The organism is Cryobacterium luteum, assembly GCF_900110125.1.
Taxonomy (GTDB): Bacteria; Actinomycetota; Actinomycetes; order Actinomycetales; family Microbacteriaceae; genus Cryobacterium; species Cryobacterium luteum.
Window position 1 is genome coordinate 1 of the sequence record NZ_FOCN01000003.1, and the last position, 13,778, is coordinate 13,778.

11 protein-coding genes are annotated in these 13,778 nt (G+C 65.7%); 4 read left to right on the forward strand and 7 right to left on the reverse strand.

Translation table 11 applies throughout. The annotated features are described in order from the left end of the window. Window positions 1–1,657 (forward strand): transposase (locus BMW72_RS04290; RefSeq protein ID WP_092107658.1); only part of this gene is annotated, 1,657 nt, incomplete at its 5' end. Between the two features lie 222 nt (window positions 1,658–1,879). Here BMW72_RS04290 and BMW72_RS04295 read toward each other — a convergent pair. The 4 genes from BMW72_RS04295 to BMW72_RS04310 form a co-directional block, all read right to left on the reverse strand. Further along, entirely contained in the window at window positions 1,880–4,045 is a 2,166-nt protein-coding gene (locus BMW72_RS04295; RefSeq protein ID WP_092107660.1) for a 3-hydroxyacyl-CoA dehydrogenase NAD-binding domain-containing protein, read from the reverse strand. Next, the gene (locus BMW72_RS04300) at window positions 4,042–5,247 is read right to left on the reverse strand and encodes a thiolase family protein (protein WP_092107662.1); all 1,206 of its coding nucleotides are present in this window, start codon (window positions 5,245–5,247) and stop codon (window positions 4,042–4,044) included. Before BMW72_RS04300 ends, BMW72_RS04295 begins: the two co-directional genes overlap by 4 nt. A 99-nt stretch (window positions 5,248–5,346) precedes the next feature. After that, window positions 5,347–6,573 (reverse strand): HRDC domain-containing protein, encoded by a 1,227-nt coding sequence (locus BMW72_RS04305; RefSeq protein ID WP_092107664.1) that lies wholly within the window; start codon window positions 6,571–6,573, stop codon window positions 5,347–5,349. After that, window positions 6,566–7,156 carry a DUF3000 domain-containing protein gene (locus tag BMW72_RS04310; protein ID WP_092107666.1) on the reverse strand — a complete coding sequence of 197 codons (591 nt, stop codon included), beginning with the start codon at window positions 7,154–7,156 and terminating at the stop codon, window positions 6,566–6,568. Before BMW72_RS04310 ends, BMW72_RS04305 begins: the two co-directional genes overlap by 8 nt. 64 nt (window positions 7,157–7,220) lie before the next feature. Between BMW72_RS04310 and BMW72_RS04315 the strand changes: the two genes are divergently transcribed. Continuing rightward, a complete protein-coding gene (locus tag BMW72_RS04315) occupies window positions 7,221–8,426 on the forward strand; it encodes an alpha/beta hydrolase family protein (protein WP_092107668.1) in 1,206 nt (401 codons plus the stop codon). Here the strand turns inward: BMW72_RS04315 and BMW72_RS04320 are convergent. Together BMW72_RS04320 and BMW72_RS04325 are read right to left on the reverse strand one after the other, a co-directional pair. Next, complete coding sequence (locus BMW72_RS04320; RefSeq protein ID WP_092107670.1) at window positions 8,423–8,854, reverse strand: SufE family protein; 432 nt, start codon at window positions 8,852–8,854, stop codon at window positions 8,423–8,425. The two genes, BMW72_RS04315 and BMW72_RS04320, sit on opposite strands and share 4 nt — an antisense overlap. Next, window positions 8,854–9,750 (reverse strand): sulfurtransferase, encoded by an 897-nt coding sequence (locus tag BMW72_RS04325; protein WP_092107672.1) that lies wholly within the window; start codon window positions 9,748–9,750, stop codon window positions 8,854–8,856. Before BMW72_RS04325 ends, BMW72_RS04320 begins: the two co-directional genes overlap by 1 nt. A gap of 155 nt (window positions 9,751–9,905) precedes the next feature. Between BMW72_RS04325 and zapE the strand changes: the two genes are divergently transcribed. Together zapE and BMW72_RS04335 are read left to right on the forward strand one after the other, a co-directional pair. Beyond that, entirely contained in the window at window positions 9,906–10,958 is a 1,053-nt protein-coding gene (gene zapE, locus BMW72_RS04330; RefSeq protein ID WP_092107674.1) for a cell division protein ZapE, read from the forward strand. Window positions 10,959–11,114: 156 nt separating this feature from the next. Continuing rightward, complete coding sequence (locus BMW72_RS04335) at window positions 11,115–12,341, forward strand: ammonium transporter (protein ID WP_092107676.1); 1,227 nt, start codon at window positions 11,115–11,117, stop codon at window positions 12,339–12,341. 179 nt (window positions 12,342–12,520) lie between these two features. On the opposite strand, the gene BMW72_RS04340 is transcribed toward BMW72_RS04335, so the two are convergent. After that, window positions 12,521–13,702: a MarP family serine protease gene (locus BMW72_RS04340; protein ID WP_092107678.1), complete on the reverse strand. Its 1,182-nt coding sequence runs from the start codon at window positions 13,700–13,702 to the stop codon at window positions 12,521–12,523. Window positions 13,703–13,778 lie beyond the last annotated feature (76 nt).

The following is a 13,778-nucleotide window of genomic DNA, read 5'->3' on the forward strand; positions in this document are numbered from 1 at the left end:
TATGGCCCTGAATTATCGTCCGGTGGATCGTGATCAATCGTTTCTGATACCGCCGGATATGCGTGATTGGTTGCCGACGAATCACCTCGCGTGGTTCCTGATCGATGTCGTGAAGCAGCTCGACACGAGCGCTTTGCACGACAAGACCAAACTCGGCGGCACGGGCCGTGGGGGGTATAACCCCGACCTGTTGTTGGCGGTGTGGATTTACGCGTCGGCCCGCGGGATCTCGTCGTCGCGGCAGATTGAGCGGGCCTGCATCGAGGACGTCGCGTTTCGGGTGTTGTGCGGGCAGGACGTGCCTGACCACACCGTTTTGGCCCGGTTTCGGCAACGCAACCGCGGCGCGATGGCGGGTCTGTTCGCGCAGGTCCTCGTGTTGTGTGTCAGCCGCGGGCTGGGCAAATTCGGGGTCATCGCCATCGATGGCACGAAGATCAAAGCCAACGCGTCGAAGGACCAGAACCGGTCGTTGAAGAAGTTGCGCGACCTGGCGAAGACGATTCTGGATCAGGCGGCGGCGACAGATGCGGCCGAAGACGCCGCGAACACTCCGACGGCCGACGATGACCTTCCCGACGGGTTCGAGCCCGGCCCGGATCGAGCCACTCGAATCCGGGCAGAGCTCGACACCATCCGCGCAGCGATCGAGCCAGAGCCGGAAACCGATTCCGCGACCGAGGACACAACGGATGCGGCGGTGAAGCAGAAGGATCCGCCGGGTCCGGGTGGGAGCCGGCTCGAGCGCATCCAAGACGGGATCGCGCAGCTGGAGGCCGTGGTCAAGGCCGAGAATGATCCTCTGATCGAGGCGCTTCAGACCCGGCTTCTGTGCGCGCAGGAGCGGTTGAGCGATCTGGAAGCAAAGCAGGCTGCGTCCCGGGCGCGGTTCGCCGCCAAGCCCAACGGTTACCCACCGAGAGAGAACAACGGGCGATGGCACAAAGCCGTTCATGGTGTCGCGTTCGCCGAAGCCAACCTGGCCCGGGCCAGAGAGCGCGCGGATCGGCAACTTTCGGGAGAGACGGAATCCACCGGACGGTATCTTCTGCGCCGCAATATCACCGACCCGGACTCGCGTCTGATGCACGCCCGCGACGGGTTTGTTCAAAGCTATAACGCCCAACTGGCCACCGCCGACGACCAACTCATCATCGCCGTTGACGTCGTCACCGCCCCCAACGATCAAGGCCAACTCATCCCCATGATGGCCAACCTGGAAACCAACCTGCGGCGCTGCCAGCAGGAAACATCCCGCACCGATCTGGACGTTGGACTGGTCGTGGCCGACAACGGATATCTCTCCAACGAGAACGTTGACGCTCCCGGGTTCGACCGGCTCCTCGCTCCGGGCCGCGGAAAGATGAAGGACGGCGCCTGGGCGGGGACCATTAACGCCAAGTCGGGCGAAGCCCGCTCGCATGCCGTGAACACCATGGTCACCAAGCTCGCCCTGCCCGGCAATCAGAAGATCTACAATCGCCGCGGCGTCCTCGTCGAACCGGTCAACGCTTTCCTCAAAGACCGGCGCGGACTCCGCCAATTCGCGTGCCGTGGCCACGCTGCAGCCCAAGCCGAAGTCCACTTCGCCGCACTAACGACCAACCTGATGAAACTCTTCACCGCCGGCCTCACCGCAGCTCCCGCCACGAGTTAGAACGGCCCGCGGGACCACCGCACGCTGCCCCAACACCCCCGTCGAACGCCGAAAACGGCCTTCGACGCGGTCACCGCGCCTGCTCAACCACCACCCGACGGGCATCCGCCTCGAAATTCACTGCTGACTGCCGAAAACCTCCAGCCATAAATCAACAGGCTCTCAATCCTGGGCCCGCTTTTGCGAAGGCGGGCCCGGTCCGCAGACCGGGCCGGGTTCTCGCTAGTTGCGAGCGGATGCCGCCCCGACCGCAGCACCGACGCCGCGGATCGGCGGGGTGTGGAACGTACCGCCGAACACCCGTTCGCTCGCACCGACCCGGTCAAGGTAGGGGGTGATCCCGCCCATCTGGAACGGCCACCCGGCGCCGAGGATCATACACAGGTCGATGTCCTCGGCCGCGTGCACAACGTCATCGTCGAGCATCCGCTTGATCTCGTCGGCCAGGCCGTCTTCGACCCGCTGCAGAATCTGCTCGGCCGTCATGGGCTCACGGCCGCCGGCGACGATCGTCAGCGCGCCCTTATCGAAACCGGTGCGGCGACCCTTGCCGTCGCGCTCAAGAATCTTGCCATGTTCGGCGAGCTTGTGCAGATTGTCGCTCTCGAAGAACCGGTCGGGGAACGCAGCGTGGTGCGTGTCGAGCACGTGAGCCCCCACGGTGAGGCCGACCAGCTCGAGCAGTTCGAACGGGGTCATCGGCAGCCCGAAGGGCGCCACAGCGGCTTCCACCACCTCGAACGGTGTTCCGGTATCAACGGCATGCATGGCTTCGCCGAGCAACTTGGCCAGGATCCGGTTGACCACGAAGCCGGAAGTGTCTCGGGTGATCACCGCGTTCTTCCGCAGCTTGCCGGCGATGACCATCGCCGTCGCGAGGGTGACCTCGTCCGTTTGCGGGGTGTTGACCACCTCGATGAGCGGCATGACCGCGACCGGGTTGAAGAAATGAAACCCGACCAGGCGTTCCGGATGCGCCAGCTTCGACCCGATCTGCTCGACCGAGAGCGACGACGTGTTCGTGGCCAGAATCGCTTCCGGCGACACGAACTTCTCGATTTCAGCGAACACGGACTGCTTCACGCCGAGCTCTTCGAAGACGGCTTCGATCACCCAGTCGGCGTCGGAGAACAACGACTTGTCGGTGGTGCCGGTGACCAGGACGCGCAGCCGGTTGGCTTCGTCGGCGGAGATCCGATTCTTGCTCTGCAGCGTTGCGATCTCGTCGTGGATATAGGCGACGCCCTTGTCGACGCGGGCCTGGTCGAGGTCGGTGATGACCACCGGTACCTTGAGGCGTCGCACGAACAGCAGCGCGAACTGGCTGGCCATGAGACCCGCGCCGATCACGCCGACCTTGGTGATCGGGCGGGCGAGCTTCTTGTCGGGCGCTCCCGCCGGCCGTTTGGCTCGCTTCTGCACGAGGTTGAAGGCATAGATGCTCGCCTGCAGCTGGTCGCCGGCAATGAGGCCGGCCAGCGCCTCATCCTCGCGCTGGAACCCCTCGGCTCGGGTGCCGCTCTTGGCTGCCTGCAGCAGGTCGAGTGCCACGTAGGGTGACTTCGCGACCTCGCCGATGCGGTTCACGAGCATCTTGCGGGCAATACCGACGGCGACGTCCCACTTGACGAGACGCTCGATCTTGCCGGGCGCGTTCGGGCGGGACACCTTTGTCGTGCCCGCAATGACACCGTCGGCCCAATTGATGGAGTCTTCGAGGAACCGCGCCGAGGTAAACATAACGTCCGCGATGCCGAGGTCGAGGGCATCCGCTCCGCTGAGGGTGCGGTTGTTCTTGAGTGGGTTTTCAATGATGACCTTGAGGGCGTTTTCGATGCCGATCAGGTTGGGCAGCAGATAGGCGCCGCCCCAGCCCGGAATCAGACCGAGGAACACTTCGGGCAGGGCGATCGCGGGCACGGCCGCGTCGATGGTGCGGTAGTTGGCATTCAGGCCGATCTCCAGGCCGCCACCGAGCGCGAGCCCGTTGATGAAGACGAACGACGGCACCCCGAGCGTGTCGAGCTTGCCGAGCGCGTGGTGGCCGAGCTGGCTGAGCAGTTTTCCAGCCTCGAGGGAGGGGATCTCGGCGACCTTGCTGAGATCCGCACCGGCGGCGAGGATGAACGGTTTGCCGGTGATGGCGACCCCGTGGATCTCGCCGCGCCCGGCCCGCGCGGTCAGTTCGTCCAGGGTGGCGGCGAATTCCAGCAGGGTGACGGGGCCGAGGGTGTTCGGCCGGGTGTGGTCACGCCCGTTGTCGAGGGTGACCAGGGCCAGGGTTCGGCCCGCACTCAGCGGTACGTCGCGCACGAAGGAATGCGTGACAACCTCGTCCGCCGAGATGGCGACGAGCGAGGAGAAGTCCAGGGAACTGTAGTCGGTCATCGCTTGGCTGCCTTCTTGTTGAAGTGCGGGTTTTCCCAGATCACGGTGCCGCCCTGGCCGAGGCCGATGCACATCGCGGTGAGGCCGTAGCGCACCTCGGGGTGCGACTCGAACTGGTGGGCAAGCTGATTCATCAGACGAACACCCGATGAGGCGAGCGGATGCCCCAGCGCGATAGCGCCGCCGTATTCGTTGACGCGGGGGTCTTCATCATCGATGCCGAAGTGGTCGAGAAAGGAGATGACCTGCACGGCGAAAGCCTCGTTGAGCTCGAACAGGCCGATGTCGGTGATCGACAGACCGGCCTTGCGCAGGGCTTTCTCCGTGGAGGGGACCGGGCCGAGGCCCATGACCTCCGGTTCGACGCCGGCGAACGCGAAGTTCGTCATGGTCATCTTCACGCCGAGGCCGAGTTCCTTGGCCGTGGCGGCGCTGGCCAGCAGGCACGCGGACGCGCCGTCGTTGAGGCCGGAGGCGTTGCCGGCCGTGACGCGGCCGTGCGAACGGAAGGGGGTGCGCAGCGTAGCGAGGCCCTCCATGGTGGTTTCCGGGCGAGGTGCTTCATCACGGGTGGCCAGGCCCCAGCCGGATTCGCTGCGCGTGGCAACGGGAATCAGGTCGGGCTGGATGTTGCCCGCCGAGTAGGCTGCAGCGACCTTCTGCTGGCTGCGCAGCGCGAATCGGTCGGAGCGTTCCTTCGTGTACGACGGAAACCGGTCGTGAATACGTTCGGCCGTGGCGCCCATGTTGAGCGCGTCTTCGCTCACGAGCTTCTCGGACAGGAACCGCGGGTTCGGGTCGGCGCCGAAGCCCATCGGGTGGCGTCCCATGTGCTCGACGCCGCCGGCGATAGCCAGGTCGTACGCACCGAAACCGATCGAGGACCCCATCATGGTGACGGCGGTCATCGCCCCGGCGCACATGCGGTCGATCGCAAACCCGGGCACCGACTTGGGCAGACCGGCCAGTAGCGCCGCCGTGCGACCGAGCGTCAAGCCCTGGTCCCCGGTCTGGGTTGTGGCGGCAATCGCGACATCGTCGATGCGTTCCGGCGGCACGCCCGGGTTACGTTCCATCAGCCCGATGATCGCCTTGACCACGAGGTCATCGGCTCGGGTGTTCCAGTACATGCCTTTTTCGCCGGCGCGTCCGAACGGGGTTCGAACCCCGTCCACAAAAACGACTTCTGCTCTCTCGGCCACAATGCCTCCAGTACGTGTTGGATCAGATCCGAATCGATCTGTTAGTTCTGATCCGATCCTAGGGCGACCAAAATAGCCGCCCGAATCGTTTGCCGGTTTCTACGACTCCGGATCCGCGACAGGATCGGCCATTTGTAGAACCTCTACAAAAGCATCCGCTATTAATTGTGCAGTGGCGTCAACTTGCCAGCGGCGTGCCCCTAAATTGGCGAGTGCCTCCCCAACGGATGCTGCATCCGCCGGCTCCGGCGGAGTCCACGCCACCCGGCGCAGGTAATCAGGGGTGAGCAGATTCTCCAGGGGGATCTCGAGTTCGTCCGAGACGGTCTGCAGCGCAGCTCGAGACGCTTTGTACCTCACATCGGCTTCCGGATTGCGGTCGGCCCAGGCACGCGGCGGCGGCAGGGTGTCGTTGCTGGCCTTGAGCGCGGGCAGGTCGGCGGTGGCGCGGCCGCGCTGAATCGCATTCCACCAGCGATCAAGCTCGTTCCGGCTCGCCCGTCCGTTGAATTCCCGCAGATCGCTGAGCGCCTGGCGGGTCGCCGGCAGTACGCGGGCAGCGGCGAGCAGAGAGGCGTCGGGAACGAGGCGCCCGGGGGAGACGTCGACGTCACGAGCGAATTCGTCGCGGGCCAGCCACAGTTCGCGGGCGACGGCCAGATTGCGCTGGCCGTGCAACGAGTGGATGCCCGACAGCCGCCGCCACGGGTCCACGCGGGCGGCTTTGGCTTCCTTGGCCAGGGTCGCGGCGAACTCCTGATCAGCGATGTCGGTCTTGTCGGACTCGACGAGCAGGTCGACTATGCGGTCGCGCAGGTCGGGCAGCAGTTCAACGTCGAGGGCGGCGTAGACCAGCCAGGATTCGGGCAGCGGCCGGGTCGACCAGTTCGCGGCCGAGTGCTCCTTGGCGAGGTGGATTCCGAGCAGTTCCTCCACCACGGTGCCGAGCCCGACCCGCGGAATGCCCAGCAGTCGGGCGGCGAGCTCGGTGTCGAAGATGCGGGCCGGGTCAAGTCCGACCTCGCGCAGGCAGGCGAGGTCCTGGCTCGCGGCGTGCAAAATCCACTCAGCGTCGGCGAGGGCGTGGTTCAACTCACTGAAGTCGCCGATGGGTGGCGGGTCGAACAGAAAGGTACCGGCGCCGCGGCGATAGATCTGGATCAGATACGCGCGTTGCGAGTACGTGAAACCGGATGCCCGTTCCGCGTCGACCCCGACCGGCCCGGTGCCGGCGGCCAGGGCGGCCGTTGCAGCGAGGTAGGCCTCGCGGGTGTCGATGACCTGGTGATGAACGAGGGTGGGTGGGGTGGGTTGCGATTCAGCCACGGGCTGCTCGGCGTGCTGACAACATGCTGACTCCTTCCCCAGCGGGAGGGAGGCCGGCGAGCATGCAGAGCAGCTCGCCCCAGCCCTCGACGTGGGCGGTGAGATTGTGATCCAGGGGTGTCCACGACGCGCGCAGCTCAATCTGCGCGCCATCCCCCTGTTTGGCGAGTTCGCCAAAGCCTGACGAGATTATTTTAGTCGCCGTTCCGGAGGCCGCCGTGTACGTGGCCTTGCGGGAGTCCAGCGCATCGACAAGCCACGCCCAGGTGACCTCCGCCAGAAACGGGTCCAGCCCGATCTCCACCTCGAGCGGAGCCTGCGCGAAACACACCACGCGGAAGGCGCCGTTCCACGCCTCCGGCTCCTCGGGATCGTAGAGCAGAATGAACCGGCCCGTTCCCAGGTCCGAGTCGCCGCCGTGCCGCACCGGCTTGATGTTGGCGGCCAGGGCGATCGAATACGGCGCGAGCTGGGCGGGTGCGGCGATCTCGGTGACGACTAATTCGGCCCGACTCCTGGCGCGGCGAATCGCGGCCAAAGCCGCGGCAAACTCCGCGGGGAGCGATCGATCGGTTTCGGGCACGTCTGCAGACTAGAGTTTTTTCTGGGTGTTGTCCGTGAGGCACGCCGATCAGTCGGAGGTGCACATGCACGAACCACAGCCCCCAAACGGGCGTCAGCCGGGTGTTCTGCGCACGATTCTGGGCGTCGGCGGCATCGTCGCCGTCGGCTCCGCCGTGGCGCTCGTCGCGGCGGCCGGGGTTCTCTCGGCGGTGATGGCGAAGACGATCGTCACCCCTCCGGCCAGGCGTGAGGACGACACGCGCGTGGTCGCGGTCGACCGGTCGGGCGGTACCGTCACCCTGCAGCGCCATCGCGACTCCGTCCTTCCGGGCGAATACAGCTTTTTCTTCAGTGCGGGCACCGGGCACGTTCGGGTCGGCGAGATCACCGCGCGCACCACGCACACCGTCACTCGGCGCATCCTCAAGCTGGACTACGGCGACCTGGCCGCCGCCCGTCGTGGCCGGTTCAGCGGCTGGCTGTACACCGGGCCCGCCGATCTTGGGTTCGAGTGGAGCGACGTCACCGTGCCAACGCCCATCGGTCCCGCCCCCGCTTGGCTCATACCAGCGGATGCCGCACCCCCGTCGACCCGCTGGGTCATCCAGGTGCACGGCCGGGCGGTGCGCCGCGAAGAGGCGTTGCGGGCGGTTCCGGTGTTCCGTGCGGCCGGCTACACCTCGTTGCTCGTCTCCTATCGAAACGATGGCGACGCCCCGGCCAGCCCGGATGGACGATACGGCCTCGGCGATACCGAATGGCCGGACGTGGCCGCCGCGATCGACTTTGCCGCCGCGCACGGGGCCAGGAGCATCATTCTGATGGGCTGGTCGATGGGCGGCGCCGTGGCGCTGCAGACACTCACCCGCAGCCCATCGGCCGGTTTGATCGCCGGGATCGTGCTGGAATCTCCGGTCATCGACTGGGCCGACGTGGTCGCGGCGCAGGCGGTCGACCGGAGGCTTCCGCGGACGATCGCGCGCTGCGCCGTGCTGCTGATGGGGTCTCGCTGGGGTGCGAGCTTCACCGGCCAGGCCGCACCTATCGATTTCGGTCGGCTCGACTTCGTCGCTCGAGCCCGTGACCTGCACCGCCCGGTTCTGCTACTGCACAGCGACGATGACGGTTTCGTGCCGGCCGCCGGTTCGCGCCGACTCGCCGGCCGGCGGTCCGACATCGTGACCTTTGTCGCTTTCAGCGATGCCAGGCACACCAAACTCTGGAACTTTGACCCAGCGCGGTGGAACGCCGAGATCACGGCCTGGCTCGCCCGACTGCCCGAGGTTTAGGCCAGCCGCTCGCGCAGCTGACGTTTGGCCCGGCCGAGCATGGCGGTCATCCCGCGCAGACGCAGGGGGGAGACCGCCTCAGTCAGTCCGATCGACTGCGGAAAGTCATCGGGAACCTTGAGCACCTGCTCGGCGGTCAGCCCATCGAGGCCCTGGGCCAGGATCGACGCGAACCCGCGGGTGGTCGGCGACTCGCGCGGAGCTGTCGCGTGCAGGTGGAACGTGTCGGCAGCATCCAGTTCAACGAAGATGAACACCGGCGACTGGCACTCGACGACACGCTCGAGCAGATCGGGGTGGTCCTGAAACTTCTGCGGGAGTTCCGGCAGCTCGTTGGCGAACTCGAGCAAAAGCAGCAGGCGATCCTTCTGCTCGAGGGCCAAAAAGTCCTCTTGGATCTCCGCGAGCTTGGCCGGAAGTGCGCTCATCAGCGCGGCACCGCGCCGGGTTCGGTGCCGACGGCGATCGGCACGGCGACGGCATTGCCCCACTCGGTCCAGGATCCGTCGTAGTTGCGCACCTTCTCGAACCCGAGCAGGTGTGTCAGCACGAACCAGGTGTGGCTTGATCGTTCGCCGATGCGGCAGTAGGCGATCACATCGTCACCGGCGGTCAGGCCGGCTTCCTCGCGGTAGATGGCGTCCAGTTCGGCGCGGGTGCGAAAGGTGGAGTCGGCTGCTGCAGCGCGGGCCCACGGTACCGAAGCGGCAGAGGGAATGTGGCCGCCGCGCAGGGCACCTTCTTCGGGGTACGCCGGCATCGTCGTGCGAGCGCCGCTGTATTCCTCGTCGGAACGCACATCGATGAGCGGATTGCCGAAGTGGGCGAGAACGTCGTTCTTGAAGGCACGGATCGGCAGGTCGTTGCGCGCGATCACCGGGTAGTCCGTGGTGGCCGCGGGGGAGGCATCCGTTGTGATCTCGCGGTTTTCGGCGAGCCACTTCGTGCGTCCGCCGTCGAGCAGGCGAACATCCTCGTGGCCGAACAGCGTGAACACCCAGAGGGCGTAAGCGGCCCACCAGTTGCTCTTGTCACCGTAGATGACGACCGTGCTGTCGCGGGCGATGCCCTTCGCGCTCATCAGCGCGGCGAAGGCCGCGCCGTCGATGTAATCGCGATTCACCTTGTCGTTGAGGTCGGTGTGCCAATCAATCTTCACCGAGCCGGGGATGTGTCCCACTTCGTAGAGCAGCACGTCTTCGTCGGATTCGACTACGACCAGTCCGGCGTCGCTGCGGTGCTCAGCCAGCCAGTCGGTGGAGACGAGCCTGGCGGGGTGGGCGTAGGCGGCAAATTTCTCGGTCGGGTCGATCGGGGCAGACATGTAACCTCCAGGTGGACCGCGATGCACACGGATTCGGGTTGACCGCGGATTAGGCTTATCGGGCCCACCGTTTAAACCTACGCGGTGCCGGCACACCGCGCACGTGCACAGCACGGCGCATTCGCAGCTAGATCCAGAGGAACGGGCATTTCAGCATGGCACCAGAGGCGCACCAGAAAGCACAGCACACGGTTCCGCAACTGGCAGACCGAACCCCGACCATCACCGGGCGGGAAATCGTGGCCGAGCTGGTTCCGCCTCCCCAGTTCGAACACGCCTCGTTCGAGAACTACCGGCCCGATCATGACTACCCGTCCCAGATCGCGGCCGTTGAAAAGCTTCAGGAGTTCGTGAACCCTCGCCCCGCCGGCTTTTTCTCCCGCCGTCGGCAGGCCAAGGACGACCTGCCCGGCATCTACCTCGACGGTGGATTCGGTGTCGGTAAGACACACCTGCTTGCCGCCCTCTGGCACGCCGCGACCGGTCCGAAATATTTCGGTACCTTCATCGAGTACACCGCTCTGGTGGGGGCCCTCGGCTATCAGGAGACCATCAAGGAGCTGCGCAGCGCCAAGCTCATCTGCATCGACGAGTTCGAGCTCGACGATCCCGGCGATACCATGGTGATGACCAGGCTGCTCGGCGAACTCGTCGCCACCGGCACCCGCGTCGCCGCCACGTCGAACACCCCGCCGAACTCGCTCGGCGAGGGCCGCTTCGCCGCGCAGGACTTTCTGCGCGAGATCTCGGCCATGAGTGCCAACTTCGAGACCCTGCGCATCGACGGCCTCGACTACCGCCGCCGCAATGTCACCGGCCAAGCCGTGGCGGTGGAGCCCGAGGCACGGGAGCACCTCGTCAATACCCTGCTCGGGCGTGGTTCGAAGGTCACCGAGGATGACTTCGGTTCCTTGATCCGTCATCTGGGTACCGTGCACCCGTCGAAATACATCAAGGTCATTCGCGACGTCGAGGTCATCGCCTTGCGCGGCGTCTTCCTGCTGACGGACCAGTCGGATGCCCTGCGGCTGGTGGCCTTCATCGACCGGGTGTACGACGCCGAGATTCCGATCGTGGCCAGTGGGCGCCCGCTCAATGAGGTCTTCGATGACGAGATGATGGCTGGCGGGTATCGCAAGAAGTACCAGCGTTCCCAGTCGCGCATGGTTGCCCTCACTACGGGGGAGTTGCCGCCGCACACGGATTAGCCGTGAAACGTGGCGTTAACAATTCGCCAAAGCTCGTAACCCGCACGAAACACCTCGGAAGGTTTGTTGTAACAGTCACCTCAGATACTTGACTCGTATCCGAGGTGACTCACCTCGCGCTACACCCTGCACATTCGAGACGCGTGAGGACAATCTATGGATACCGGAAGCATTGCATGGGGGCTGACAGCCACCGCACTGGTGTTGTTCATGACACCGGGTGTCGCCTTCTTTTACGGCGGACTGGTCAAGGCCAAGAGCGTCATCAGCATGATGATGATGAGCTTCGGCGCACTGGGGCTGATCAGCGTCCTGTGGATTCTGTATGGCTTCAACATGAGCGCAGTGGGCAGCGCCACTGACTTCGCCGGCAACCCGTTCTCCGACTTCGGTCTGGGTCAGCTCGCGATGGGAGAGACCGGCAGCATCGATCTGCTCGGCGCCACCTACGGTGCGACGTTCGCGATCATCACCGTCGCCCTGATCAGCGGCGCGGTCGCCGACCGGGCCAAGTTCGGCTCCTGGATGATCTTCGCCGGTGTCTGGGCGACCCTCGTCTACTTCCCGGTCGCTGCATGGGTCTGGGGCGGCGGTTGGATCATGAACCTGGGCGAGACGCTCGGCCTCGAAGGCATCGCCGTGATCGACTACGCCGGTGGCACAGCGGTGCACATCAACGCCGGCGCCGCAGCTCTCGCGCTCGCCCTGGTACTGGGCAAGCGCGTCGGGTTCCAGAAGGGCATCACCAAGCCGCACAACGTGCCGCTCGTGCTCATCGGTGCCTCCATCCTCTGGTTCGGCTGGTTCGGCTTCAACGCCGGAGCTGAGTGGCTCAACGGCCTCGCCAACGTCGGCATCATCGTCGTCAACACCCTCGGCGCCACGGCAGCGGCCATCCTCGCCTGGATGCTCGTCGAGAAGTTCAAGGACGGCAAGGCCACCTCGGTCGGCGCTGCGTCCGGTGCGGTTGCCGGCCTCGTCGCCATCACGCCGGCCTGCGCCAATCTCGAGCCGGGCTGGGCACTCCTGCTCGGCGCCGTCGCCGGTGCCGTCTGCGCCATGGCCGTTGAACTCAAGTTCAAGCTCGGCTTCGACGACTCGCTCGACGTCGTGGGCATCCACCTCGTCGGTGGCATCATCGGCACGCTCTACCTCGGCTTCTTCGCGATCGGCACCGGCCTGTTTACCGGCGGCGACCTCGGCCAGCTCGCCGTTCAGGCGATCGCAGCCTTCGCGGTTCTCGCCTACTCCTTCGTCGTCGCCTATGTACTCGGCCTCGCGATCGAGAAGTCCATCGGCTTTCGCATCAAGAACGAAGACGAACTGGCCGGAATCGACACCAGCGTGCACGGCGAAGAGGGCTACGCCCTCGAGCGCGTCTAGGTTCTAACGCTCACCATCTCGGCGAGCGCAGGGCGGTACGGAAAGCGGGCCCACCCGCTTCCCGTACCGCCCTCTCCGTGCTCCTGCCGGTGCTGGGCCTGCCGGGATGTCAACCGGACACCGGACCAGCCGGCGGAGAGTGGATGCCGTCCAGCCGGCGGCAGGCGGATGCTCGCGGCTCAGCCGCGAACGCAGGTGCCGGAAGAGACCGGGGCCGACAAACCGGAAGCCTGACTGATGACCGGCTCAACCTCGGCGAGGGCGAGGGCATAGCCGACGTTCTCGGTGTTGCTCGCCTTGGCGAAGATCACGCCGACCACGAGGCCGGATTCGCTCAGCAACGGTCCGCCCGACTCGCCCTGCTCTACGTCGGAGGCGAGGGTGTAAACCTGACGAGGCGTCGGGTCCTGGCCGTAGATATCGGCGACGTTGATGGTGCCGAGCGCGATGACCTGGGCCGGGTCGGAGACGTACGGCCCGCCGAAGGGATACCCGTCGGCGACTGCGCCGCTGCCGGCAGCAAGGTTCTCTCCCACGGTCAGCGGCGCGGTGTCGAGGCCGGGCACCGAAATGATGGCGAGGTCGTCAACCGGGTCGAAGTACACGATCTCCCCGGCGAGGGCAACGCCGGCCGGTGTTTCCACAACGGGCTGGCCGACGCCGGCGACCACGTGCGCGTTGGTGATGACGTGTTCAGCCGAGACGACGAATCCACTGCCGGACTGGCTCTGCCCACAGGCGTAGGCCGTGCCGGTGATCCGCACGACCGACTGTGCGGCCAGGGCCAAGGCCGGGCTGCTGGTGTCGGCCTCGGCGGCCTGGGGGGTGGGGCCGGTGAAAGCATCGACGATGCGCGGCAGACCCTGCGTCACGGCTACGGACCGCAGCTGGGCCATGAACGCCTTCACCGGGTCGGGCGTCAACGAGTCAATGCCGGACACAACGGTGGAGGACGCGATGGCGGGGGAGAGGAACGGAATACCGAGGGCTCCGATACTGAACGCCACCATCGACGCGACGAGGGCCGATGCCACGGCTGCAAAAGCGGCTCCGAGCACGCGGTTGATGGTTCCGAGCGGTGAACGCTTCTTACGACTTCCGACCAGTCCGCCGACCGAAGCGCCGAGCGAGTGGCCGATGAGTACGAGCAGGATAGCGACGGCGATGGTGCCGGGGGTGCGCCATTCCGGGGCGGGAATCCAGCCGCCCACGAGCGGTACGACGAAGAAAGCGGCGATTCCACCGATCACGGCGCCGACAATGCCGGTGAGACTTCGCAGCAGCCCGCTGCGGTACCCATTGACGAGAGCCACCACCAGCATCAGGATCAGCACAAGGTCGAGAACGGTTGAGCCCGGCATCCTTCTCCTCGTCTGGTCATTTTTCGTGGTCGTGTCACAACGATTTCGTCTACGTCATGCTTACACAGCCCGCCTC